The sequence below is a fragment of the Pseudomonas sp. KBS0707 genome, assembly GCF_005937945.2.
GTDB lineage: Bacteria > Pseudomonadota > Gammaproteobacteria > Pseudomonadales > Pseudomonadaceae > Aquipseudomonas > Aquipseudomonas amygdali.
Map to the genome: position 1 here is coordinate 4499307 of NZ_CP041754.1, position 21111 is coordinate 4520417.

At 57.9% G+C, this 21111-nt stretch carries 16 protein-coding genes and 1 pseudogene; 9 read left to right on the plus strand and 8 right to left on the minus strand.

Annotated elements, in window-relative coordinates:
• Nucleotides 1–3 precede the first annotated feature (3 nt).
• The 4 genes and pseudogenes from FFH21_RS21375 to FFH21_RS21390 all read left to right on the plus strand — a co-directional run bounded on the left by FFH21_RS21375 (nt 4) and on the right by FFH21_RS21390 (nt 4692).
• Nucleotides 4–1638, plus strand: coding sequence for a J domain-containing protein (locus FFH21_RS21375; protein WP_011169380.1), 1635 nt, complete (start codon nt 4–6; stop codon nt 1636–1638).
• Between the two features lie 183 nt (nt 1639–1821).
• Nucleotides 1822–3148 (plus strand): annotated as a pseudogene (locus FFH21_RS21380) (MFS transporter).
• A gap of 424 nt (nt 3149–3572) precedes the next feature.
• Nucleotides 3573–3929 carry a hypothetical protein gene (locus FFH21_RS21385; RefSeq protein WP_011169381.1) on the plus strand — a complete coding sequence of 119 codons (357 nt, stop codon included), beginning with the start codon at nt 3573–3575 and terminating at the stop codon, nt 3927–3929.
• Between the two features lie 139 nt (nt 3930–4068).
• Nucleotides 4069–4692 (plus strand): flavin reductase family protein, encoded by a 624-nt coding sequence (locus tag FFH21_RS21390; protein WP_004658879.1) that lies wholly within the window; start codon nt 4069–4071, stop codon nt 4690–4692.
• Here FFH21_RS21390 and FFH21_RS21395 read toward each other — a convergent pair whose 3' ends face one another.
• Nucleotides 4693–4932, minus strand: coding sequence for a hypothetical protein (locus tag FFH21_RS21395; protein ID WP_004658878.1), 240 nt, complete (start codon nt 4930–4932; stop codon nt 4693–4695). It lies immediately after the preceding gene.
• Between the two features lie 165 nt (nt 4933–5097).
• Here FFH21_RS21395 and FFH21_RS30060 point away from each other — a divergent pair, with 165 nt between their 5' ends.
• Together FFH21_RS30060 and FFH21_RS21400 are read left to right on the plus strand one after the other, a co-directional pair.
• Complete coding sequence (locus FFH21_RS30060) at nt 5098–5268, plus strand: hypothetical protein (protein WP_004664028.1); 171 nt, start codon at nt 5098–5100, stop codon at nt 5266–5268.
• Between the two features lie 127 nt (nt 5269–5395).
• A complete protein-coding gene (locus tag FFH21_RS21400; protein WP_011169382.1) occupies nt 5396–6880 on the plus strand; it encodes an MDR family MFS transporter in 1485 nt (494 codons plus the stop codon).
• 14 nt (nt 6881–6894) lie between these two features.
• Here FFH21_RS21400 and FFH21_RS21405 read toward each other — a convergent pair whose 3' ends face one another.
• Complete coding sequence (locus FFH21_RS21405; protein WP_004664026.1) at nt 6895–8028, minus strand: DUF3396 domain-containing protein; 1134 nt, start codon at nt 8026–8028, stop codon at nt 6895–6897.
• Between the two features lie 480 nt (nt 8029–8508).
• On the minus strand, nt 8509–9153 hold the full coding sequence (locus tag FFH21_RS21415; protein ID WP_011169383.1) for a TetR family transcriptional regulator: 645 nt from the start codon (nt 9151–9153) through the stop codon (nt 8509–8511).
• A gap of 255 nt (nt 9154–9408) precedes the next feature.
• On the opposite strand from FFH21_RS21415, the gene FFH21_RS21420 reads away from it, so the two are divergent.
• From FFH21_RS21420 to FFH21_RS21430, 3 genes are read left to right on the plus strand one after another with little or no spacing between them, the layout of a single operon-like run.
• Nucleotides 9409–10569: an efflux RND transporter periplasmic adaptor subunit gene (locus tag FFH21_RS21420; RefSeq protein WP_002554959.1), complete on the plus strand. Its 1161-nt coding sequence runs from the start codon at nt 9409–9411 to the stop codon at nt 10567–10569.
• Between the two features lie 3 nt (nt 10570–10572).
• Nucleotides 10573–13707, plus strand: a complete 3135-nt coding sequence (locus tag FFH21_RS21425) for an efflux RND transporter permease subunit (protein ID WP_004664022.1) — start codon at nt 10573–10575, stop codon at nt 13705–13707.
• Nucleotides 13704–15164, plus strand: coding sequence for an AdeC/AdeK/OprM family multidrug efflux complex outer membrane factor (locus tag FFH21_RS21430; protein ID WP_004664021.1), 1461 nt, complete (start codon nt 13704–13706; stop codon nt 15162–15164). Before FFH21_RS21425 ends, FFH21_RS21430 begins: the two co-directional genes overlap by 4 nt.
• A gap of 66 nt (nt 15165–15230) precedes the next feature.
• Here the strand turns inward: FFH21_RS21430 and FFH21_RS21435 are convergent, their stop codons facing one another.
• From FFH21_RS21435 to pcaR, 5 genes are all read right to left on the minus strand, one after another.
• On the minus strand, nt 15231–16532 hold the full coding sequence (locus FFH21_RS21435) for an MFS family transporter (RefSeq protein WP_011169385.1): 1302 nt from the start codon (nt 16530–16532) through the stop codon (nt 15231–15233).
• Between the two features lie 212 nt (nt 16533–16744).
• On the minus strand, nt 16745–17947 hold the full coding sequence (pcaF, locus tag FFH21_RS21440) for a 3-oxoadipyl-CoA thiolase (protein WP_170947366.1): 1203 nt from the start codon (nt 17945–17947) through the stop codon (nt 16745–16747).
• Nucleotides 17944–18726 (minus strand): CoA-transferase subunit beta, encoded by a 783-nt coding sequence (locus FFH21_RS21445; protein WP_172681010.1) that lies wholly within the window; start codon nt 18724–18726, stop codon nt 17944–17946. The genes pcaF and FFH21_RS21445 overlap by 4 nt, the downstream gene beginning before the upstream one ends.
• Nucleotides 18723–19580, minus strand: a complete 858-nt coding sequence (locus FFH21_RS21450; RefSeq protein WP_011169386.1) for a CoA transferase subunit A — start codon at nt 19578–19580, stop codon at nt 18723–18725. Before FFH21_RS21450 ends, FFH21_RS21445 begins: the two co-directional genes overlap by 4 nt.
• Before the next feature lie 200 nt (nt 19581–19780).
• Nucleotides 19781–20623, minus strand: coding sequence for a pca regulon transcriptional regulator PcaR (pcaR, locus tag FFH21_RS21455; RefSeq protein ID WP_003363842.1), 843 nt, complete (start codon nt 20621–20623; stop codon nt 19781–19783).
• Nucleotides 20624–21111 lie beyond the last annotated feature (488 nt).

Consider the following 21111-nt stretch of genomic DNA (forward strand, 5'->3'; position numbering starts at 1 on the left):
GCAATGGATTGCTGGAGCGTACTGGATCTGGGCCATGATGCCGACGAGCGCAGCATCAAGCGCCAATACGCCAGGCTGTTGAAAACCACGCGTCCCGACGACGACCCGGCTGCCTTTCAGGCGCTGCGCGATGCTTACGAGCAGGCGCTGGACTGGGCAAGAAATCGTGCCGAAGACGACGATGAGGGCAGTGAAGTCTGGTCAACTGCTGGCCAGCCCCTCGAATCGCTGCCCCTTGATGAGCCTGTGCTGGTAGTCCGACCGGACCATCGACAGGTACACCCGGCATTCGACATGGCCGAGCCTCCTGCACGCCCGGCAGTAGAGTTGAGCTGGTATGAGCAAGCCAGTCAGACCACACCGGAAAACCTGCATTCACAACGTCAGATAGCCCAGGATCAAGGCTGCGATGAGCTCTTCCAGCAACATCTGGCCCGGCGTTGCCTGCTGGACCCGGAGGACAATCAGGCGCTGATCAAGGCCGCCGTCGAACAACTGCATTGGCTGACACCCTGGCAAAAAGTACAGCTCAGGACTCATCAGGCGCATCGGCTGACTCAGGCACTGCTGGACAGCTCGCTTGAGTCATTTCATGCCATGCTTGAAAACAACGAGGAACGTGCCTTTCTCGATGCGCTCAAGGCACTCCGGCAGCAGCCATGGCTGACATCATTTGATCGCCAGGAGCAACTTGAACAGTGGACCATGACACTGCTGCTCAACAACCATGACTGGTCCCCTGCCCTGTTCGAACGCGTGAGCAGCCTTTTTGCCTGGGATCAGAAACATGACGTGTATGCAGGGCCGCTTTCCCTGTGGATGAATCTGGTCCAGCGTTGTGAAAAGAAGGCATTCGTCGCACGTCAGCAGAAACTGCTCGAAGCCTCACAAGACAGTCCCGAGGCCATGGCTGCGCGTCTTCTTCTGCAACCACCACCCCAGGATGAAAGGCTGCGACTGGCAAGGCACGGTAATCAAGAGCTGTGGCAAGCCTGCGAAAAACTGGCGTCCGACCTCACTCACCGATTCCCGGATGCCATACAAGAATTCCCGGACGCCGACGTACAATCCTGGCGTAAATTGCCTGAGCAGGTGTCATCCAATTTCAATCTCAGGGCCTATTTTTTCGGCGTATTGACGATCTTCACGACGGCATCACTGGACCCTTCCGGCAGCAACGCCACCTGGTACGAAATAGCTGGCCTTGCGCTTACCGCGCCGATTTTCCTCTTGCTTGTCATCCATATATTCATGTCGTTCTGGCGCCCTTTCGCTGAGCGTATCAAGCCGGTGGATACGCGCTGGAGTGCGCGCTTGCTGCCCGATTACCTGAGCTGGCCCGGTTATCAGGCGCTGGCGCTGCGTCACGGTATTCCGATCGTCACGCTAGGCTATATCTGTGTACAGAAAGGGCCCGTACTGGCAGCGCTGTATGGCGCTGTCCTGCTGCTATGGATCGTGCTGTCGCCCTACCGGATTTCAGGTTTTCAGAACGCCATTTCCGTCAGGACCGGAGGCTGGGATAGCGTAAAAGCCTTCTGCGTCAGAAATACCTTCAAGGCAATCATGATCGTTCTGGGTCTGATGCTCGCGTTCGTCGTGGGCGTGATTGTGTTCGGGCCGGCACGCGGTCACTAACCTCGCTTGAGCACCCATCGGCAAGAATCCGCTTATCTATTTTGTACAGATAAGCGGATTCCTGCTCATCAAAATCTCGCAACCGCTCTGGAACAGGCTCTCATGGTGTGGCACAGCTCCTGCTATGTCACAGGCAGGGCAGCCAATGCCTCCTTCTAAAAATAATGAAAAACAAGGAACACCATGGAAACTTCCAATCCCGCCTCCCGTGGGTCGGCTGCTACTGCTGCCGGCCAAAAAACCACTTCCAGCCGTTTAAAATCCATTTTCAGCGGCTCGGTCGGCAACATGGTCGAGTGGTACGACTGGTACGTCTACGCCGCTTTCTCGCTGTACTTCGCCAAAGCGTTCTTCCCCAAGGGCGACACCACCGCACAGTTGCTCAACACGGCCGCGATTTTTGCCGTCGGCTTTCTGATGCGGCCTATCGGTGGCTGGCTGATGGGGCTTTACGCTGACTACAAGGGGCGCAAGGCTGCGCTGATGGCATCGGTGCTGCTGATGTGTTTCGGCTCGCTGATCATTGCCCTGACCCCGGGCTATGAGAGCATCGGCGTCGGTGCCCCGATCCTGCTGGTGTTCGCCCGACTACTGCAGGGCCTGTCTGTGGGGGGGTGAATACGGCACCTCGGCCACCTATCTCAGCGAAATGGCCACCAAGGAACGTCGCGGCTTCTTTTCCAGCTTCCAGTACGTCACGCTGATTTCCGGCCAACTCATCGCGCTGGGGGTGTTGATCGTGCTGCAGCAGACGCTGACCACCGAGCAACTGTATGCCTGGGGCTGGCGCATCCCGTTTGTCATCGGTGCCCTGTGTGCAGTCGTCGCGCTGTTTCTGCGTCGTGGCATGGAGGAAACCGAGTCGTTCACCCGCAAGAAAAAGGAAAAGGCCAAGGAAAGCCTGATGCGCACATTGATGCGTCATCCCAAGGAACTGATGACCGTAGTCGGCCTGACGATGGGTGGGACCCTGGCTTTCTATACCTACACCACGTACATGCAGAAGTATCTGGTCAACACCGTCGGCATGAGCATCACCGACTCGACCTCGATATCAGCCGCGACGCTGTTTCTGTTCATGCTGTTGCAGCCGGTGATTGGCGCCCTGTCCGACAAGGTCGGGCGGCGTCCGATCCTGATTGCGTTTGGCGTACTGGGAACGCTGTGTACCGTACCGATCCTGACCACGCTGCATACCATTCAAACCTGGTGGGGCGCTTTCTTCCTGATCATGGCGGCGCTGATCATCGTCAGCGGTTACACCTCGATCAACGCAGTGGTCAAGGCCGAGCTGTTTCCGACCGAGATCCGTGCGCTGGGTGTCGGCCTGCCATACGCACTGACGGTGTCGATTTTCGGTGGTACTGCGGAATACATCGCACTGTGGTTCAAGAGCATCGGCATGGAAACCGGCTACTACTGGTACGTAACCGCTTGCATCGCCTGTTCGCTGCTGGTGTATGTCTTCATGAAAGACACGCGCAAACATTCGCGGATCGAGACAGATTGATCACCCTTCATTAACCCGCTTGAATGGCATGCCAACGCCTGAGTTGGCGTGCCGTTTCCACACCCGTGTGAGGAACATCAATATCGGTTACATCGATACAACCGCCATCAATGCCCCCTGGAGCGACATGAGCACTTGCTACAAAGTGTTTCAATACAGTGCACACTTTCGAGGCCAACCAGCGATAAGACATTGAAAAATTATACTTCCAGATTGTCAAGAGGCTTTATTACAAGATTTTTCAAAATATGCACTTCAATAATGCAATATCGCCCACAAGGCCCGAAATCAGAGCATCACAGCCAACTATCATTTTCAGCGATGGTCGCTAGCAATCCGATTAACTTCTTAATAATCCGCTGGCGCGTAGCATTGCCTCCATACCGGGATGACAACTCACCCGACACTCATTGGAGACATCATCATGAAAACCACTAAATTGATCTTCGGCCTGGCTTTCTCTGTTCTGGCTTCAAGCGCCTTTGCACTTCCAGTCACAACTGTTCAAAGCGATATGTCCCGCTCGACCATCGTTGCTGAAGGCGGCACCAAACACACTAACGTCGGTTCAATTCGCGTGGCTGCTGATGGCGCAGACCGTGTCGGTGCGAATCGTCAGGCTGCCGATGGTGCAGACCACGTCGGTGCCAACCGCCTGGCCGCTGATGGCGCGGACCGTGTCGGTGCCAACCGTCAGGCTGCCGATGGTGCAGACCACGTCGGTGCCAACCGTCTGGCCGCTGATGGCGCAGACCGCGTAGGTGCCAATCGTCTGGGTTGATAGCCCACGCAATGCCCCAAGCCCGGCCGATGTCGGGCTTCTTCATGTCTGGCCCAAGCTGAAATACACGCTGCTCTGGCATCCTCTGCAAATGCGCAGCACTATGTCCGCATCCTACAGAACCCATCAGGAATCGAGCATGTCAGACGCTATTCACTCCTACGAGCCGTCCAAGGGTCACGGCCTGCCGCATGACCCGTTCAACGCGATTGTAGGCCCACGCCCGATCGGCTGGATTTCATCGCAGGATGCCAACGGCAAATTGAATCTCGCACCCTACAGTTTCTTCAATGCCTTCAACTACGTGCCCCCCATCATTGGGTTCTGCAGCGTTGGTCGCAAGGACAGTCTCAATAACATCGAGCAGACCGGTGAGTTTGTCTGGAATCTTGCGACCCGCTCGCTGGCTGAAGCCATGAACCAGAGCTGTGCCCCGGTAGCGCCGGATGTCAGCGAGTTCGAGCTGGCCAACCTCACGCCACTGGCCTCCCATATCGTCTCGGTCCCACGTGTGCTGGAGACGCCGGTGTCGTTCGAATGCAAAGTCACCCAGATCATTCAATTGCAACGCGCCGACAAGGAGCTGGTGCCCAGTTGGCTGATTCTGGGCGAAGTGGTGGCCGTACACATCGAGAAATCCCTGCTCAAGGACGGTGTTTATGACACCGCGGCCGCTGAGCCGATCCTGCGCGGCGGCGGTCCTGCAGATTACTTCCAGCTTGGGCCTGAAGCGCTGTTCAAAATGTTCCGCCCAGGCGCCTGATCAGGAATCGCCCCATACCGGCTCGCCCTCGGCATCAATGTCGATCAGCCGCTGCAGTTCCTGTGCAGCAGCCAGGTCGGCATCATCGGCGGTCTTGAATTTCTGGTCCGGCAGCAGCGCATGAAAGCGCGGCGCTCCGCCGGCACCCAGCGCCTTGATGGCAATTGCCGCGTTGTACCCCTGCTCGGCAGGCATGACTGCCGACACCACTTCAAACCCGTTGTATTCCTTGCGTGCCATGCGTATGGACCCTGCTCATAAATCAAAGCGCGAATTCTAACGCGTCTTCCAGGGCATTCGTCACGCAGCAACCGCAGATGATGACTACCGACGCAAACTCCAACCTTGTCCTACACTTTAATCAGTTCTTTCAAACTGCTCTGTAGCCGAGGTAAGGAGTGCGTCATGAAAGTCAGAACAAGAAAATGCATGGTTGTCGTCGGTGCTCTAGCGGTCCTGGCGGTATACACCGCAGGGGCCTATCGTAACGAGCTGGCTCGTCAGGCCCCACAGGTCGCCAGTTGCACGTTTGGCCATTGCGTGCCGACCGACGCAACCTTCAGCGCCTTGCGATGACGCTTGTGTAGCGTGAATTGCGTCATCGTTCAGCAAAGGCAGCTATCGATTAGCAAGCTATCGGATTAGACTGGTCAGACTCTCCCGCCTCACTTGCGGCGGGTCAACACTGCCATCAGGTTTTGCCTTGACCAGTCTTACTCAAACGCCTCCGGCCATTCGCAGCATTCTGTTCGCGTTGATGATGGCGGTATTGCTCAGCGCTCTGGATCAGACCATCGTTGCTGTTTCGATGCCTGCCATTTCCGCCCAGTTCAGTGACATCGATCTGCTGGCGTGGGTCATTTCCGCGTATATGGTTTCACTGACCGTTGCAGTGCCGATCTACGGCAAGCTGGGCGATCTTTACGGACGGCGTAAACTGATGCTGTTCGGCTTGGGGCTTTTCACCCTCGCCTCGCTGTTCTGTGGCATGGCGCAGAGCATGGAACAACTGGTGCTGGCGCGCGTCCTTCAAGGCATCGGTGCAGGCGGTATGGTTTCGGTAAGCCAGGCAATCATCGCCGACATTGTTCCGCCTCGTGAGCGGGGCCGCTACCAAGGCTACTTCAGCAGCATGTACGCCCTGGCCAGCGTCGCGGGCCCGGTCTTGGGCGGCTTGATGACCGAATACCTGTCCTGGCGCTGGGTGTTCCTGATTAATCTGCCCTTGGGGGCAGCCGCGCTGATCGTCGCATATCGAACCCTGGTCGGCCTGCCAGTGCCGCAGCGCAAACCGATTATCGACTACCTGGGTACGGTGCTGATGATCATCGGCCTGACCGCGCTGCTGCTGGGAATTACCGAAATTGGTCAGGGCCATGGTCTGGGCGATTTCGAGGTTCAGTTGTTACTGGGCACCGCCCTGCTGACGCTGGGCATTTTCGTCTGGTACGAACGCCGCACCGCCGAACCCCTGCTGCCCATGCACCTGTTCACCAATAAAAGTGCCGTGCTTTGCTGGTGCACGGTGTTCTTTACCAGTTTTCAGGCTATTTCCCTGATTGTCCTGATGCCGTTGCGTTACCAGACCGTCACCGGTGGCGGTGCAGACAGTGCCGCCCTGCACCTGCTTCCGCTAGCGATCGGCATGCCGATGGGTGCCTATTTCGCCGGGCGACGCACCGCGCAAACCGGGCGCTACAAACCGCTTATTCTCACCGGGGCGTTGCTGATGCCCATCGCGATTCTGGGCATGGCCTTTACGCCTCCCCAATCGCTGATAGCGATGAGCCTGTTCATGGTCCTTACCGGCATGCAGTTCCCCACCTCATTGGTCGGCACCCAAAACTCGGTTCAGCCAAGGGATATGGGCGTGGCCACCAGCACAACCAATCTGTTCCGCTCGCTGGGGGGTGCAGTAGGCGTGGCATTGATGTCGGCGCTGCTACTGGCTATGTTGCAGCATACCGGTGTCGGCCTGCTCGGCTCGGGAGCACTGGGTGGCGAAGGCAGCTCCGGTAATGTCCTGCTCGACAGCCTTAATGCAGCAACCGGACCGGCACTGGAAACACTGCGAGCCGAACTGGCGCTGACCTTCAGAAACCTGCTGATCACCAGTGCGGCCATTTCGCTGCTCGGCCTTGCCGCAGCCGTAGCAATGCCCAATACGCTATTGCGAGGCCGGGATTAGCTCGACGCGCTGAATCAGGAAGGCATGCCGGCCCAAAACCACTGGGTTTTCTTGCTTTTTATATGGTTGAACGCCGGCATGAGTTCACCTTCGTCGAAATGTCGACGAGAGCCAAACTGTGCGCTGCTGAACCAGCAGCCTGATCGAGGGCATGCCTGCCCCGCATCAACTGGCGGCAGCGGTTTTTCATCAAATCGCGCATACCATTGCGCAGTGGTTTCCTCGGTAAAGCCAATCCCGGGAGCAAGGTAGGGATGAAGGTTGCCGGTGTCCTGCAGGCGAACCGGTTTGATCATCCGGTTGACCGTCACATAGGGTTGCGGCGGTGGCAGGCCTCGACCACCCAATTCAGGCACCGCACCCGCCCGAATGATCAACCCGTTGCGATAGCTATGAAACACGATGTCGCTGTGCGCGCTCATCTCGCCCCGCAATCTGTCGCTCCCTCCCAGCTGCCTGACAAACCCTTCGCCCAGCACCGTGTACCAACTGACGCCCTTTATACGGTCCAGCAAACGCAGGCTTTCAATGTGCGGACCGGGATCGACCATCAACCCTATGTAGTCCTGAGCCAGTCGATACTCCCAGGGTAAATACTGATGACCATCGCAAGGCAGTACACAGGCGAGCCCGCCAAAGCCATGCTCGGCCTGCACTTCGCTGCTTAGATAGCGGATCCAGGCCTCGTAGTTCTTCAAACCGTCGGGCTCGGTCAGGCAGGACCAGGGCAATACCATTTTCAGACAAGAGCGATCGTTATCGGCCTGCCCCTGCGGGGTGTTCATGACAAACAGGCTGTACATGGCGACCTCGGCCTGGGTCGCACTGGCGATAGACCAGATGAACTGCTCGTCCGGGAGGCTTTCGACAACCTGACGCCGGGTCGATGCAAAACCCGATGCGCTCAAGCGACGCATACGCTTGAACAGCTGCCATTTGAGTTTCGGCTTGAACGCGTCATAGAAGCGCGAAAAGCAGGCTTCGACCCGACGCTTCATCTCCAGCGTGTGGCCATTGCGGAAATACAGCGTGGTGATCAACCCAAGTCGAATGACGGGCGTCCCCAATTCAGAATCCATGGCGACCCGTTCGGATTGCTGCGCGACTCCGGCCAGTAGCCTCACAGCATCAGTTGTAGTGTCCGACATGCTCCGCCCTCCCTTTGATCGAGAGACGCGGATTTACGCTAACGCCTGCATGCCCTTTGCATGTTTCGATCACGCCCGACACAGACCTGCGCTCATGCAAGCCACGGCCCTGTCCACGCTCGTACACTTCAGCGGATCTGGCGATGACTTCAAGGCACATAGGCGCAAGATTCGGCAAAAACATGCAACCTTCCTCTCTTCTGATCTTTCCGGAAGCGAAGAGTGAAGGGAGTTTTCCCGCGGGGCAATACTCGGAAATTACTTTGGGAAATCAGCTACATGTATCAGGAAATGTCCTACCTGCCTCCTACAATATTTTGTCGGATCAAGGTCTGATCGGCGGCAACTGGCGGGGGCAATCGATGAGGACGGGTAAACAGTCAGTAAACACACTGTATGAAAAGCACGAATTGGAGTTAGGCTTTGTGGGAAAGACAACGGCCCGACCGAACCGGCAGGCGCTACGACCTGTCATCTCCGTCAGGAAGCCTTGCTGATTCTTAGCGTAGGGCTGAAACGCAGCATGTCCAGACACACATCAACCAGTTGCTCGGCCTCTGCCGGCAATGAAAAGCTGTCTGGAACCAGCAGCCATTGATAAATGATGCCGTTTACGCAAGAAAACAGGGCGACTGCGGCCCGGGCCGTATCGAGATCTTTTGGAAGTTGCCCCTGACGTACGGCATTGTTCAGCCCCAGGGTGATCCGGTCGTGGCACTGTATGGCGTTGTCCTGGCGCTGACGACGAAAATCACACATCTCGTCAGTAAACTCGCATTTGTGAAACAGGATTTCATTGATGCGACGGGTTTTCGGGTCCAGTGCGAGCTCATGAAACAAATGAATCAAAAGATTTCTCATACAGCCCAGTGGGTCTTCTTCCTCTTCGCTCTGACTGGCCTGCGCCATTTCATCGAGTGGTTCCTGAAGACTGTCGAGCATTGCCTGAACCAGATCGGCCTTATTGTTGAAGTGCCAGTAAATGGCTCCTCGCGTCACACCAGCAAGGGTTGCGATGTCAGCCAGCGTGGTGCGGGCGACGCCTCGCTCATAAAAAGCCTGCTCGGCAGCCTCCAGAATCTGGCTGCGAGTGATCTGAGCTTCCTCTTTGGTGCGACGAACCATGGCAATAAAACCTCAAAAAATTTACCTCAGGCATGCGTCTGGCGGCAGACCTGGAGATATGACCGGGCGGCATTTGTCTCGCCTTGTCCCGAATTGGCTGTCGGCACTGTGAATAGTGGCCGAATGCGCACAGCGGGTGTTTACAAACAGCCGCGAATGTAAGTATATTCCTTAGCATGCTACTTATCTAGCCGAAATATTTTTTAACACTTCAACGTACTGTTGAGACAACAGGCTCCTGCCCCGAGGATCTTCATGCAATTCAAGCCAGCTGTTACCGTTCTGGTCACTGCCGTCGCCCTGGCAACCCTGCTCAGTGGCTGTAGCAAGAAGGAACAGGCGGCCCCGCCTGCGCAAACCCCTCAGGTCGGCGTCGTTACCCTCAAAGCACAGCCCTATACCCTGACCACCGAGCTGCCAGGCCGGACCACCGCATTCCGCGTTGCCGAGGTACGCCCTCAGGTCAACGGCATCATTCTCAAACGTCTGTTTACCGAAGGTGGCGACGTCAAAGCCGGTCAGCAGCTCTATCAGATCGACCCGGCTGTCTATGAGGCCAATGCCAACAGCGCCAAGGCGACCCTTCAGTCTGCCAAGTCGATGTCTGATCGCTACAAGCAACTGGTCAGCGAGCAAGCGGTAAGCCGTCAGGAATACGACACCGCCCAGGCATCGACGCAGGAAGCTCAGGCCGCCTTGCAGACCGCCCAGATCAACCTGCGCTACACCAAGGTGCTGGCACCTATTTCAGGTCGTATCGGCCGCTCCGCAGTGACCGAAGGCGCACTGGTCAGCAGCGCCCAGACCGAAGCAATGGCAACCATCCAGCAGCTCGACCCAATCTACGTGGACGTGGTTCAGTCGTCTGCCGACATGCTCAAGCTGCGCAATGACCTGGAAAGCGGCAAGCTGCAGAAAGCCGGTGACAACGCGGCCAAGGTCAAGCTGACGCTGGAAGACAACAGCGTCTATGGCCAGGAAGGCAAGCTGGAGTTCTCCGAAGTATCAGTTGATCAGACTACAGGCTCGGTCACCTTGCGCGCCGTGTTCCCGAACCCGGAACATCGCTTGTTGCCTGGCATGTTCGTCCACGCGCAATTGCAGGCTGGCGTCAGTGCGAAAGCCATTCTGGCACCGCAGCAAGGCGTGACCCGCGACCTGAAAGGCACGCCGACCGCCATGATCGTCAACCAGGACAACAAGGTTGAAATGCGTACGCTGGTGGCCAACCGCACCGTGGGCAGCGACTGGCTGATCGAAGACGGCCTGAAAGAAGGTGATCGGGTCATTACCGAAGGCTTGCAGTACGTCAAACCAGGCGCCGAAGTGAAAGTCGCCGAAGCGACCAACGTCAAAGGAGCAAACCCGGCACCTGCCCCGGCCACTGATAAAGCCGCAGGCAGCAAAGGGGAGTAACCCATGTCGAAATTCTTTATTGATCGACCCATTTTTGCCTGGGTTATTGCCCTCGTGATCATGCTGGTCGGTGCGCTGTCGATTTCCAGCCTGCCGATCAACCAGTACCCGAGCATCGCACCGCCAGCCATCGGTATCCAGGTCACCTATCCGGGCGCCTCCGCTCAGACGGTGCAGGACACTGTGGTGCAGGTGATCGAGCAACAGCTCAACGGTATCGACAACCTGCGTTATGTGAGCTCGGAAAGTAACTCTGACGGCAGCATGACCATTACCGCGACCTTCAATCAGGGTACCAACCCTGATACGGCGCAGGTTCAGGTGCAGAACAAGCTCAACCTCGCGACCCCGCTGTTGCCACAGGAAGTGCAGCAACAGGGTATCCGCGTGACCAAGGCAGTGAAGAACTTCCTGATGGTTATCGGCCTGGTGTCCGAAGACGGCAGCATGGGCAAGGAAGACCTGGCCAACTACATCGTGTCGAACATGCAGGACCCGATTTCCCGGACCTCCGGTGTGGGTGACTTCCAGGTGTTCGGTTCGCAGTACGCCATGCGTATCTGGCTGGACCCGGCAAAGCTGAACAACTTCCAGCTGACTCCGGTGGACGTGAAAAACGCGATCACCGCGCAGAACGTCCAGGTATCGTCCGGCCAGTTGGGTGGCCTGCCGTCCATCAGCGGCCAGCAGTTGAACGCCACGATCATCGGCAAGACGCGTCTGCAGACCGCCGAGCAGTTCGGCAACATCTTCCTCAAGGTCAACACCGACGGTTCGCAGGTTCGCCTCAAGGACGTCGCGACTGTCGGCCTGGGCGCAGAGAACTACAGCACCGACTCGCAGTTCGACGGTAAACCGGCATCGGGTCTGGCAATCAAACTCGCGACCGGTGCCAACGCACTGGACACCGCCAAGGCTATTCGCGCGACCGTTTCGTCGCTGGAGCCGTTCTTCCCGCCAGGCATGAAAGTCGTTTACCCGTATGACACCACGCCAGTGGTCAGCGAATCGATCAATGGTGTGGTGCACACCCTGATCGAAGCGATCGTGCTGGTGTTCCTGGTGATGTACCTGTTCCTGCAAAACTTCCGCGCCACGGTCATCACGACCATGACCGTACCGGTAGTATTGCTGGGTACGTTCGGCATCCTCGCGGCATTCGGCTTCACCATCAACACCCTGACCATGTTCGGTATGGTGCTGGCCATCGGCTTGCTGGTGGACGATGCGATCGTGGTGGTGGAAAACGTCGAGCGGGTCATGGAGGAGGAAAAGCTCTCCCCGCGCGACGCCACGATCAAATCCATGACCCAGATCCAGGGTGCGCTGGTCGGTATTGCGCTGGTGCTGTCGGCGGTTCTGCTGCCCATGGCGTTCTTCGGCGGCTCTACCGGGGTGATCTATAAACAGTTCTCGATCACCATCGTCTCGGCCATGGCCCTGTCGGTGGTTGTCGCCCTGATCTTCACCCCGGCGCTGTGCGCAACCATGCTCAAGCCTATCGATCACGAGAAGCACGGCCAGCCAAAACGTGGTTTCTTCGGCTGGTTCAACCGCACCTTTGACCGCAGCGTTCTGAGCTACGAACGTGGCGTCGGCAACATGCTCAAGCACAAATGGCCGGCGTATCTGGGCTATATCCTGATCTGCGCAGGCATGGTCTGGATGTTCATGCGTATCCCGGCCGCGTTCCTTCCGGAAGAAGATCAGGGCGTCATCTTTGCCCAGATCCAGACCCCGGCAGGCTCCTCTACCGAGCGTACGCAGGAAGTCATCGACAACATGCGTGAATACCTACTGACCAAGGAAAGCGGTGCAGTGAAGTCGGTGTTCTCGGTAAACGGCTTCAACTTTGCGGGCCGCGGTCAAAGCTCGGCGATTGCGTTCGTCATGCTCAAGCCGTGGGAAGAACGTGATTCCAACAACAGCGTCTTCGAACTGGCCAAGCGCGCTCAGGGCTATTTCTTCAGCCTGCGCGACGCAATGGTATTCGCGGTCGTTCCACCGTCTGTTCTCGAGCTGGGTAACGCCACAGGTTTCGACGTTTACCTGCAGGATCAGGGCGGCGTGGGTCACGACAAACTGATGGAGGCGCGTAACCAGTTCCTCGGCATGGCAGCGCAGAGCAAGATTCTCGCAGGCGTGCGTCCGAACGGGCTGAATGACGAACCGCAATACCAGTTGATCATCGACGACGAACGCGCCAGTGCGCTGGGCATTACCCTGTCGGACATCAACAACACACTGTCCACCGCGTTGGGCGGCAGCTACGTCAATGACTTCATCGACCGTGGCCGTGTGAAGAAGGTGTACATCCAGGGCGATGCGGGTGCCCGTATGACGCCTGAAGACCTCAAGAAGTGGTACGTGCGCAACAGCTCGGGTGAAATGGTGCCGTTCTCGGCCTTCGCCAGCGGCAAATGGACCTACGGCTCACCGAAACTGTCGCGCTACAACGGCGTGGCAGCAGAGGAAGTGCTCGGTACTCCTGCCCCGGGTTACAGCAGCGGCGAGGCGATGGCCGAGGTAGAAGCCCTGGCCAAGAAACTGCCGCAAGGTATCGGCATTTCGTGGACCGGTCTGTCCTACGAGGAACGTTTGTCCGGCTCGCAGGCCCCTGCCCTCTACGCGCTGTCGTTGCTGGTGGTGTTCCTGTGTCTGGCGGCGCTGTATGAAAGCTGGTCGATTCCGATCGCGGTCATCCTCGTGGTGCCGCTGGGGGTTATCGGTGCACTGATGGCAACCAGCCTGCGTGGCCTGTCCAACGACGTGTTCTTCCAGGTGGGCTTGCTGGTGACGGTGGGTCTGGCGGCGAAGAACGCCATTCTGATCGTCGAGTTCGCCAAAGAGCTGCACGAACAGGGCAAGAGCCTGGTCGACTCGGCAATCGAGGCGTGCCGCATGCGTCTGCGCCCGATTATCATGACGTCCATGGCGTTTATCCTCGGCGTTGTGCCGCTGGCAATCTCCACGGGCGCAGGTTCAGGTAGTCAACATTCGATCGGTACTGGTGTAATTGGCGGTATGATCACCGCCGTTATCCTGGCGATCTTCTGGGTGCCCCTGTTCTTTGTCTCGGTTTCAGGGCTCTTCAAGAGCAAGAAGAAACATATTTCACACGATGAGGCTGGCCAATGAGCAAGTCATTGATCTCTCTTGCAGTTACCGCGTTCATTCTCGGCGGCTGCTCTTTGATCCCCGAGTACAAGCAGCCGGAAGCACCGGTCGCCGCTCAATACCCGCAAGGGCCGGCGTACTCGCCGGTCGAAGGTGCCAAAATGGCTACCGCGGAGCAAGGCTGGCGGCACTTCTTCAATGATCCGGCGCTGCAACAGCTGATTCAGACTGCACTGCTCAACAACCGCGACCTGCGGGTCGCGGCCCTGAACATTGACGCTTACCGTGCCCAGTACCGTATTCAGCGCTCGGACCTGTTCCCTGCTGTTTCGGCGACAGGTAGCGGTACTCGTCAACGCGTGCCAGCCGACCAGTCGCAAACCGGTCAAGCAGGCATCACCAGCAGCTATTCGGCAACGCTGGGTGTCAGCTCGTACGAGCTGGACCTCTTTGGCCGGGTGCGCAGCCTCAGCGAGCAGGCGCTGGAGACTTACTTCTCCAGCGAAGAAGCGCGTCGCAGCACCCAGATCAGTCTGGTGGCCAGCGTCGCCAATGCCTACATGACCTGGCAGGCCGACAAGGAACTGCTCAAGCTGACGCAGGACACCCTCAAGACCTACGAAGAAAGCTATCGCCTGACCTCGCGCAGCAATGAAGTCGGTGTTTCCTCGGCCCTGGACCTGAGCCAGTCACGCACCGCCGTCGAAAGCGCGCGTGCCAAACTGGCTCAGTACGAGCGTCTGGTTGCACAGGATCAGAACAGTCTGGTTCTGCTGCTCGGCACCAGCCTGCCTGACAACCTGCCGGCCAGCCACTTGCTGGATTCCGACATGCTGACCGAAATGCCGGCTGGCCTGCCGTCCGACCTGCTGCAGCGTCGTCCGGACATTCTGGAGGCCGAGCATACGCTCAAGGCAGCCAACGCCAACATTGGCGCAGCACGCGCAGCGTTCTTCCCCAGCATCAGCCTGACGGCCAGTGCCGGAACCAGCAGCAGCGAGCTGTCCGGCCTGTTCAAGGGCGGATCGGGTGCATGGCTGTTCCAGCCAAGCATCAACATCCCGATCTTCAACGCCGGCAACCTGCGCGCCAGCCTGGACTACTCGAAAATCCAGAAAGAAATCAGCGTCGCCAACTACGAGAAGGCGATTCAAACCGCCTTCCAGGAAGTGTCTGACGGCCTGGCTTCACGCAAGACCTACGACGAGCAGCTCCAGGCGCAACGTGACTTCGTCGCGGCCAACCAGGACTACTACCGTCTGGCCGAGCGTCGCTACCGGATCGGTATCGACAGCAACCTGACCTTCCTCGACGCCCAGCGCTCGTTGTTCAGCGCGCAACAAACGCTGATCACCGATCGTCTGTCGCAGCTGACCAGCGAGGTCAACCTGTACAAGGCCCTCGGCGGCGGCTGGTACGAAAGAACCGGGCAGACCGAAACCATCTCCAAAGAGAAGCCTTCGGTTCAGCTGTTCTGATTTAAAGCGGCACACAAAAAAACCACCTGATCAGGTGGTTTTTTTGTGGCCGAAACAAGCCTGCGATCAATAATCCTGATGCAGGTACTTGGGCTCTTTGGGCAGGCGCAGACTGAACAGAAAGGCCACAGCCATCATTACCGTCACATACCAGTAGAAGCTGTTTTCCATCCCGGCACTTTTGAGTTTCAGTGCAACCCACTCAGCCGAGCCGCCGAACATTGCGTTGGCCACTGCATAAGCGAGCCCGACGCCCAGTGCGCGAACCTGGGGAGGAAACATCTCGGCTTTGACCAGCCCGCTTATCGAGGTGTAGAAACTGACGATCGCCAGCGCCAGGGTAATCAGCACAAAGGCTATGAACGGGTTGGTGGTGGTCTTGAGCGTCATCAGGATCGGCACCGTACACAGCGTACCCAGGGCGCCGAACAAGAGCATCGAATTGCGACGGCCGATACGGTCCGCCAGCATGCCGAAAAACGGCTGCATGCACATGTACAGAAACAGCGCGCCGGTCATGATGTAGCTGGCAGTCTTGGCTTCCATGCCTCCGGTGTTGACCAGGTATTTCTGCATGTAGGTCGTGAAGGTGTAGAAAATCAGCGACCCACCGGCGGTGTAGCCCAGTACGGTGATGAAGGCCGCTGCGTGATGCTTGAACAGTGCGGCAATACTGCCTGCATCCTTGTCCTGACGGCTTTCGGCGGTAGTGGTTTCATTGAGTGTGCGACGCAGCAGCAAGGCAATGATAGCGGCGGCCGCACCGATCACGAACGGGATACGCCAGCCGTAGTCACGCAGTTCTTCGGTGGTCAGGAATTGCTGAAGGATGACCACTGTCAACACGGCAAGCAACTGGCCGCCGATCAGGGTGACGTACTGGAACGAGGCATAAAAACCGCGCTGCCCGCGCAGGGCCACTTCACTCATGTAAGTGGCCGTGGTGCCATATTCACCGCCCACCGACAGGCCTTGAAGCAGGCGCGCCATGAGCAGCAACGCCGGCGCCCAGGCACCAATCGATGCATAGGTCGGCAGGCAGGCAATGATCAATGATCCGGCACACATCATGGTGACCGAAATCAGCATGGAGTTCTTGCGGCCATGCTTGTCCGCCACACGGCCAAACAACCAGCCGCCAATCGGGCGCATCAGAAAGCCAGCGGCAAACACACCTGCGGTGTTGAGCAACTGAACGGTCGGATCATCGGAAGGAAAAAAGGCAGGTGCGAAATAGATCGCGCAGAAGGCGTAGATATAAAAGTCGAACCATTCGACCAGGTTGCCGGATGAAGCACCGACAATGGCGAAAATTCTTTTGCTTCGCTCCTCGCCGGTGTAATGCGGTGCTTTTGATGTTGTAGTCATTATTTTCCCCAAGCAGACCTGTCCATAAGAAACAATCTGTAACACCGTCTTTAATCGAGCACAATAAGTCAGAGCAATTCAGCCACCAGGAAAAATCGGCAGGGTTGAATATCCAGTGCACGGACGAACAACAACCCGGATCATCGGCCCGCCTTTTCGTGGAGGCAGACAAACGATCCGGGTTGCTGGACAACAGGTTGAAACGGGAGCGCTTACCGCTCGATGGCCAGCGCAAGGCCCTGCCCTACGCCGACGCACATGGTTGCCAGTCCTTTGCGTCCCCCGGTTTTTTCCAGGTGGTGCAACGCCGTCAGCACCAGCCGCGCGCCGCTCATACCCAGCGGATGACCGAGCGCAATAGCCCCGCCGTTCGGGTTGACCTGCGGTGCGTCGTCCGCCAGGCCCAGCTCGCGCAGAACTGCCAGACCCTGGCTGGCGAAGGCTTCGTTGAGCTCGATGACGTCGAAATCAGTCACCGCCAGACCCAGCCGCTCGACCAGCTTGCGTACCGCAGGCACCGGACCGATGCCCATCACCCGAGGCGCAACCGCCGCGCTGGCCATGCCCAACACACGGGCGCGTGGCGTCAGGCCGTGCTTTTTGACAGCGTCGGCCGAAGCCAGAATCAATGCAGCAGCCCCGTCGTTGACCCCGGAGGCATTACCTGCGGTGACAGTTTTGTCCGCGCCGTTGACCGGCTTGAGTTTGCTCAGGGTTTCCAGGCTGGTATCGCTGCGCGGATGCTCATCCTTGTCGACGATGGTTTCGCCTTTTTTGTGCGCAACCCGTACCGGCACAATCTCTTCCTCGAAAAAGCCCGCAGCCTGGGCAACGGCAGTGCGCTGCTGGCTGCGCAGGGCGAAAGCGTCCTGATCGGCTCGAGAAATCCTGAAGTCGGTTGCAACGTTGTCGCCTGTCTCGGGCATTGAGTCCACGCCGTACTGTGCTTTCATCGCCGGATTGATGAAGCGCCAGCCAATGGTGGTGTCTTCCAGCTTCATGTTGCGCGAGAACGCTGCATCAGCCTTGCCCATCACGAACGGTGCACGGGACATCGACTCGACGCCACCGGCAATCGCCAGCTCGATCTCGCCGGAAGCGATGGCACGGAACGCGGTGCCGATGGCGTCCATCCCGGAAGCACACAGGCGATTGAGAGTCACCCCCGGCACGCTCTCCGGCAGCCCCGCCAACAGCGCAGCCATGCGCGCAACGTTGCGGTTGTCCTCACCGGCCTGGTTGGCACAGCCGAAGAACACTTCGTCGATCTCCTCCCAGTTGACCGATGGGTTGCGCTCCATCAGTGCCTTGATCGGCACAGCGGCCAGGTCGTCGGCACGCACCGAAGACAGCCCCCCGCCAAAGCGACCGATGGGTGTGCGAATCGCATCGCAAATAAATACTTCACGCATCACGCTTCTCCTGCAACCTGACCATGAGCGGCGGCAGTCCGGGCTTCCAGATCACGCAGCGCCGTCAGCTCGACCTCGGTAGGCTCTTCGGAAACGACCACTGTGTCGGCAAAGCGGATCTCCCAGCCCGTGGCAGCAATCACCTGCTCGCGGGTCACGCCAGGGTGCAGCGTGGTCACAACGAACTCGTTGGTGCCTGCTTCCGGCTCCATGATGCACAGGTCGGTAATGATCCCCACCGGGCCGGCACCGGGCAGCCCCAGGCGCTTGCGAGAATCGCCGCCCTCGCCGTGGCCGACCGAGGTAATGAAGTCCAGCTTGTTGACGAACGAACGCGCCGACTGCTTGAGAATGATCAGCACTGACTTGGCCGAACCGGCGATTTCCGGCGCGCCACCGGCACCCGGCAAGCGCACTTTGGGATGATGATAATCACCGACAACGGTGGTGTTGATGTTGCCGAAACGGTCCACCTGCGCTGCGCCGAGAAAGCCGACGTCGACGCGCCCGCCCTGCAGCCAGTAACGAAAGATTTCGCTGGTGGATACCACCGTGTCGGCGGTTTCCGCCAACTCGCCATCGCCAATCGACAGCGGCAACACGGTAGGTTTGGCACCAATCGGGCCGGACTCGTAGATCAGCACCACGTCGGGCGCTGATGTCAGACGCGCCAGGTTCGCAGCCTTGGAGGGCAGACCGATGCCAACGAAGCATACCGAGCCATTACGCAGACGACGGGCTGCTGCAACGGTCATCATTTCACTGGTGGAGTAAGTCATTATTTGGCCTCCGAAGCGCGAGCCAGCTTGCTCTGGAATTCACTGAAATCTGCGGTGCCGTGGATATATTCGTCAAACCACGCGGTGAAGGTTTCACGGTCCCGGGCAATCGGGTCCCAGGCCTGGTAGAACGGGTTGTCACGCTCGTAATAGCCGTGCGCATAGGAGGGGTGAGCACCACCGGGCACCAGACACACGGCGCTCAATGCCCAAGTCGGCAGTACACAGGAATTCATCGGCGCTTGCAGGTCATCGACAATTTCCTCCACCGTCACAATGCATCGCTTCGCAGCCAGCGCGGCCTCTTTCTGCGCGCCGAGAATCCCCCACAGCAATACGTTGCCTTTGCGGTCGGCTTTCTGCGCATGGATAACAGTCACATCCGGGCGTACCGATGGCACAGCCGCCAGCACCTCACCGGTAAACGGGCAGGTTACCGTCTTGATCAGCGGGTTGACCTTGGGCAGGTCGGACCCGGCGTAGGCGCGTAGCACCGCGAACGGAAGGCCCGATGCACCAGCCACGTAGGCGTTGGCAAGGTCGGCATGGCTGTGCTCTTCGATTTCCAGCGCGCGCGGCCATTGCTTTTCAACCGCATCACGCAGACGGTGCAGAGAACCGACACCGGGGTTGCCGCCCCACGAAAAAATCAGACGCTTCGCACAACCGGCACCGATCAACTGGTCGTAGATCAGGTCGGGCGTCATGCGCACAAGGGTCAGGTCTTTTTTACCCTGACGGATAATTTCATGACCAGCGGCCGTGGGGATCAAATGCGTGAAGCCTTCCAACGCAACGATGTCGCCATCGTTGACCAGTTGCTTCACCGCATCGCGTAGAGAAAGAATGTCTGCCATGAGGTGCTCCGAACCCAACATCACGTTCAATGAACAGCGCGAAGACCTGCGCCGGAATGAAAATGAGGTTATGCCTGAGCAGACAGGCAAACAATCCGATAATCGACTAACCGTTCGGTAACCGAACAAATTCAGCTAACTAGCAATCGCTCACGAGCTCGGATAACCAGGCCCGTTTAACCATACCCAGGCAAACAAGGTCAGGTAAACAGCTGCGTACTCAGGTCGCGACTGGCATCGAGCATGATCGGCAAAAAGCGCTGTTCCAGCTCGCTGCGTGCCACACGCCCGGCGCTGGTACTGACATTCAGCGCAGCCAGCACCTGGCCCGACGCATCATAGACCGGCACGGCAATCGAGCGCAGCCCCTGCTCCAGTTCCTGATCGACAATACACCAGCCTTGTTGACGAACCAGTTGCAGACACTCGAGCAGCGCTTCCGGCGTGCGAATGGTACGACTGGTCTTGGGCTGCAGATCGACATGATCAAGGTATTCATGCAACGACACATCATCCAGCGCGGCCAGCAGAATTCGGCCCATGGACGTGCAATATGCCGGAAGGCGGCCGCCCACCGAGAGGTCGACCGAGATCAATCGCTGCGTGGTCGCCGAGCGCGCTATATAAAGGATGTCGTCACCTTCCAGCGTGGCCATGTTGCATGCCTCGTGCAACTGATCGCTCATACGGTCCAGATAAGGCTGCGAAGAGGTCGCCAGAGGCGTCGATGACAGATAGGCGTGGCCCAGGGTAAGCACTTTGGGCAGCAGCGAGTAAGTACGGCCATCGGTGGTCGCGTAACCCAGCTTGATCAACGTGTGCAGACAACGACGTACCGCAGCGCGGGGGATTTCCGTCCGGTGGCTGATCTGTGCAATGGTCAGGTGCCGCTTGCGCTCCTGAAAAGCATGAATAACGGCAAGCCCGCGCGCCAGCGAAGTCATGAAATCCGGGTCACCGGTCAGCGCCTGAATGCGCTTTGCGGGTGACGCCACGATGGGCGGTGCCAATGAGGCAAAAGATTTACGCAGTTCATCGTTCATTGACACACCCTCTGTAACTCCCTTCAGCCCCTGTGGAGCGCAGGTTTCAGGTCTATTGGAAGCAGTGAAGACAGTCTCTGCTTGTGCGATTATCGAACAGGTGGCCGATAATCGCAATTGACCCGCCGTAAATATACTTATACCTTTACCTCTGCCACGAAGTGACTTCTTGGAAATTACTGGTCAGGTACCCACTGGGAAGTCCAAGGCAGCGGCCTTGCTCACCAAGCAAGGCCGTTTTCATTGCGGCAGCGCCTGCTGCGCATGAACACGCCCCGCCTGTCGAACCCCCGCATCACAACTCCAGATATCGTGCATATAAAACTCTCTGAATTCCATCGTCAGGGTTTTGTCACCAGGTGTGTAAAATTTGTTTTATAAAAGTTCCGTCATATAAATGGCTCACTAAAACTTCGGAACAATCGTACAAAAAAACCAGACCTGTGAACTTATTCAACCTCTGTTGTTGACGTAACAGAACTTCTTGG

Bases quoted from the DNA above. Each gene is read 5' to 3' on its own strand.
- FFH21_RS21375 (WP_011169380.1), top strand. From the start codon at position 4: ATGGATTGCTGGAGCGTACTGGATCTGGGCCATGATGCCGACGAGCGC.
- FFH21_RS21385 (WP_011169381.1), top strand. From the start codon at position 3,573: ATGAAAACCACTAAATTGATCTTCGGCCTGGCTTTCTCTGTTCTGGCT.
- FFH21_RS21390 (WP_004658879.1), top strand. From the start codon at position 4,069: ATGTCAGACGCTATTCACTCCTACGAGCCGTCCAAGGGTCACGGCCTG.
- FFH21_RS21395 (WP_004658878.1), bottom strand. From the start codon at position 4,932: ATGGCACGCAAGGAATACAACGGGTTTGAAGTGGTGTCGGCAGTCATG.
- FFH21_RS30060 (WP_004664028.1), top strand. From the start codon at position 5,098: ATGAAAGTCAGAACAAGAAAATGCATGGTTGTCGTCGGTGCTCTAGCG.
- FFH21_RS21405 (WP_004664026.1), bottom strand. From the start codon at position 8,028: ATGTCGGACACTACAACTGATGCTGTGAGGCTACTGGCCGGAGTCGCG.
- FFH21_RS21415 (WP_011169383.1), bottom strand. From the start codon at position 9,153: ATGGTTCGTCGCACCAAAGAGGAAGCTCAGATCACTCGCAGCCAGATT.
- FFH21_RS21420 (WP_002554959.1), top strand. From the start codon at position 9,409: ATGCAATTCAAGCCAGCTGTTACCGTTCTGGTCACTGCCGTCGCCCTG.
- FFH21_RS21425 (WP_004664022.1), top strand. From the start codon at position 10,573: ATGTCGAAATTCTTTATTGATCGACCCATTTTTGCCTGGGTTATTGCC.
- FFH21_RS21430 (WP_004664021.1), top strand. From the start codon at position 13,704: ATGAGCAAGTCATTGATCTCTCTTGCAGTTACCGCGTTCATTCTCGGC.
- FFH21_RS21435 (WP_011169385.1), bottom strand. From the start codon at position 16,532: ATGACTACAACATCAAAAGCACCGCATTACACCGGCGAGGAGCGAAGC.
- FFH21_RS21450 (WP_011169386.1), bottom strand. From the start codon at position 19,580: ATGGCAGACATTCTTTCTCTACGCGATGCGGTGAAGCAACTGGTCAAC.
- pcaR (WP_003363842.1), bottom strand. From the start codon at position 20,623: ATGAACGATGAACTGCGTAAATCTTTTGCCTCATTGGCACCGCCCATC.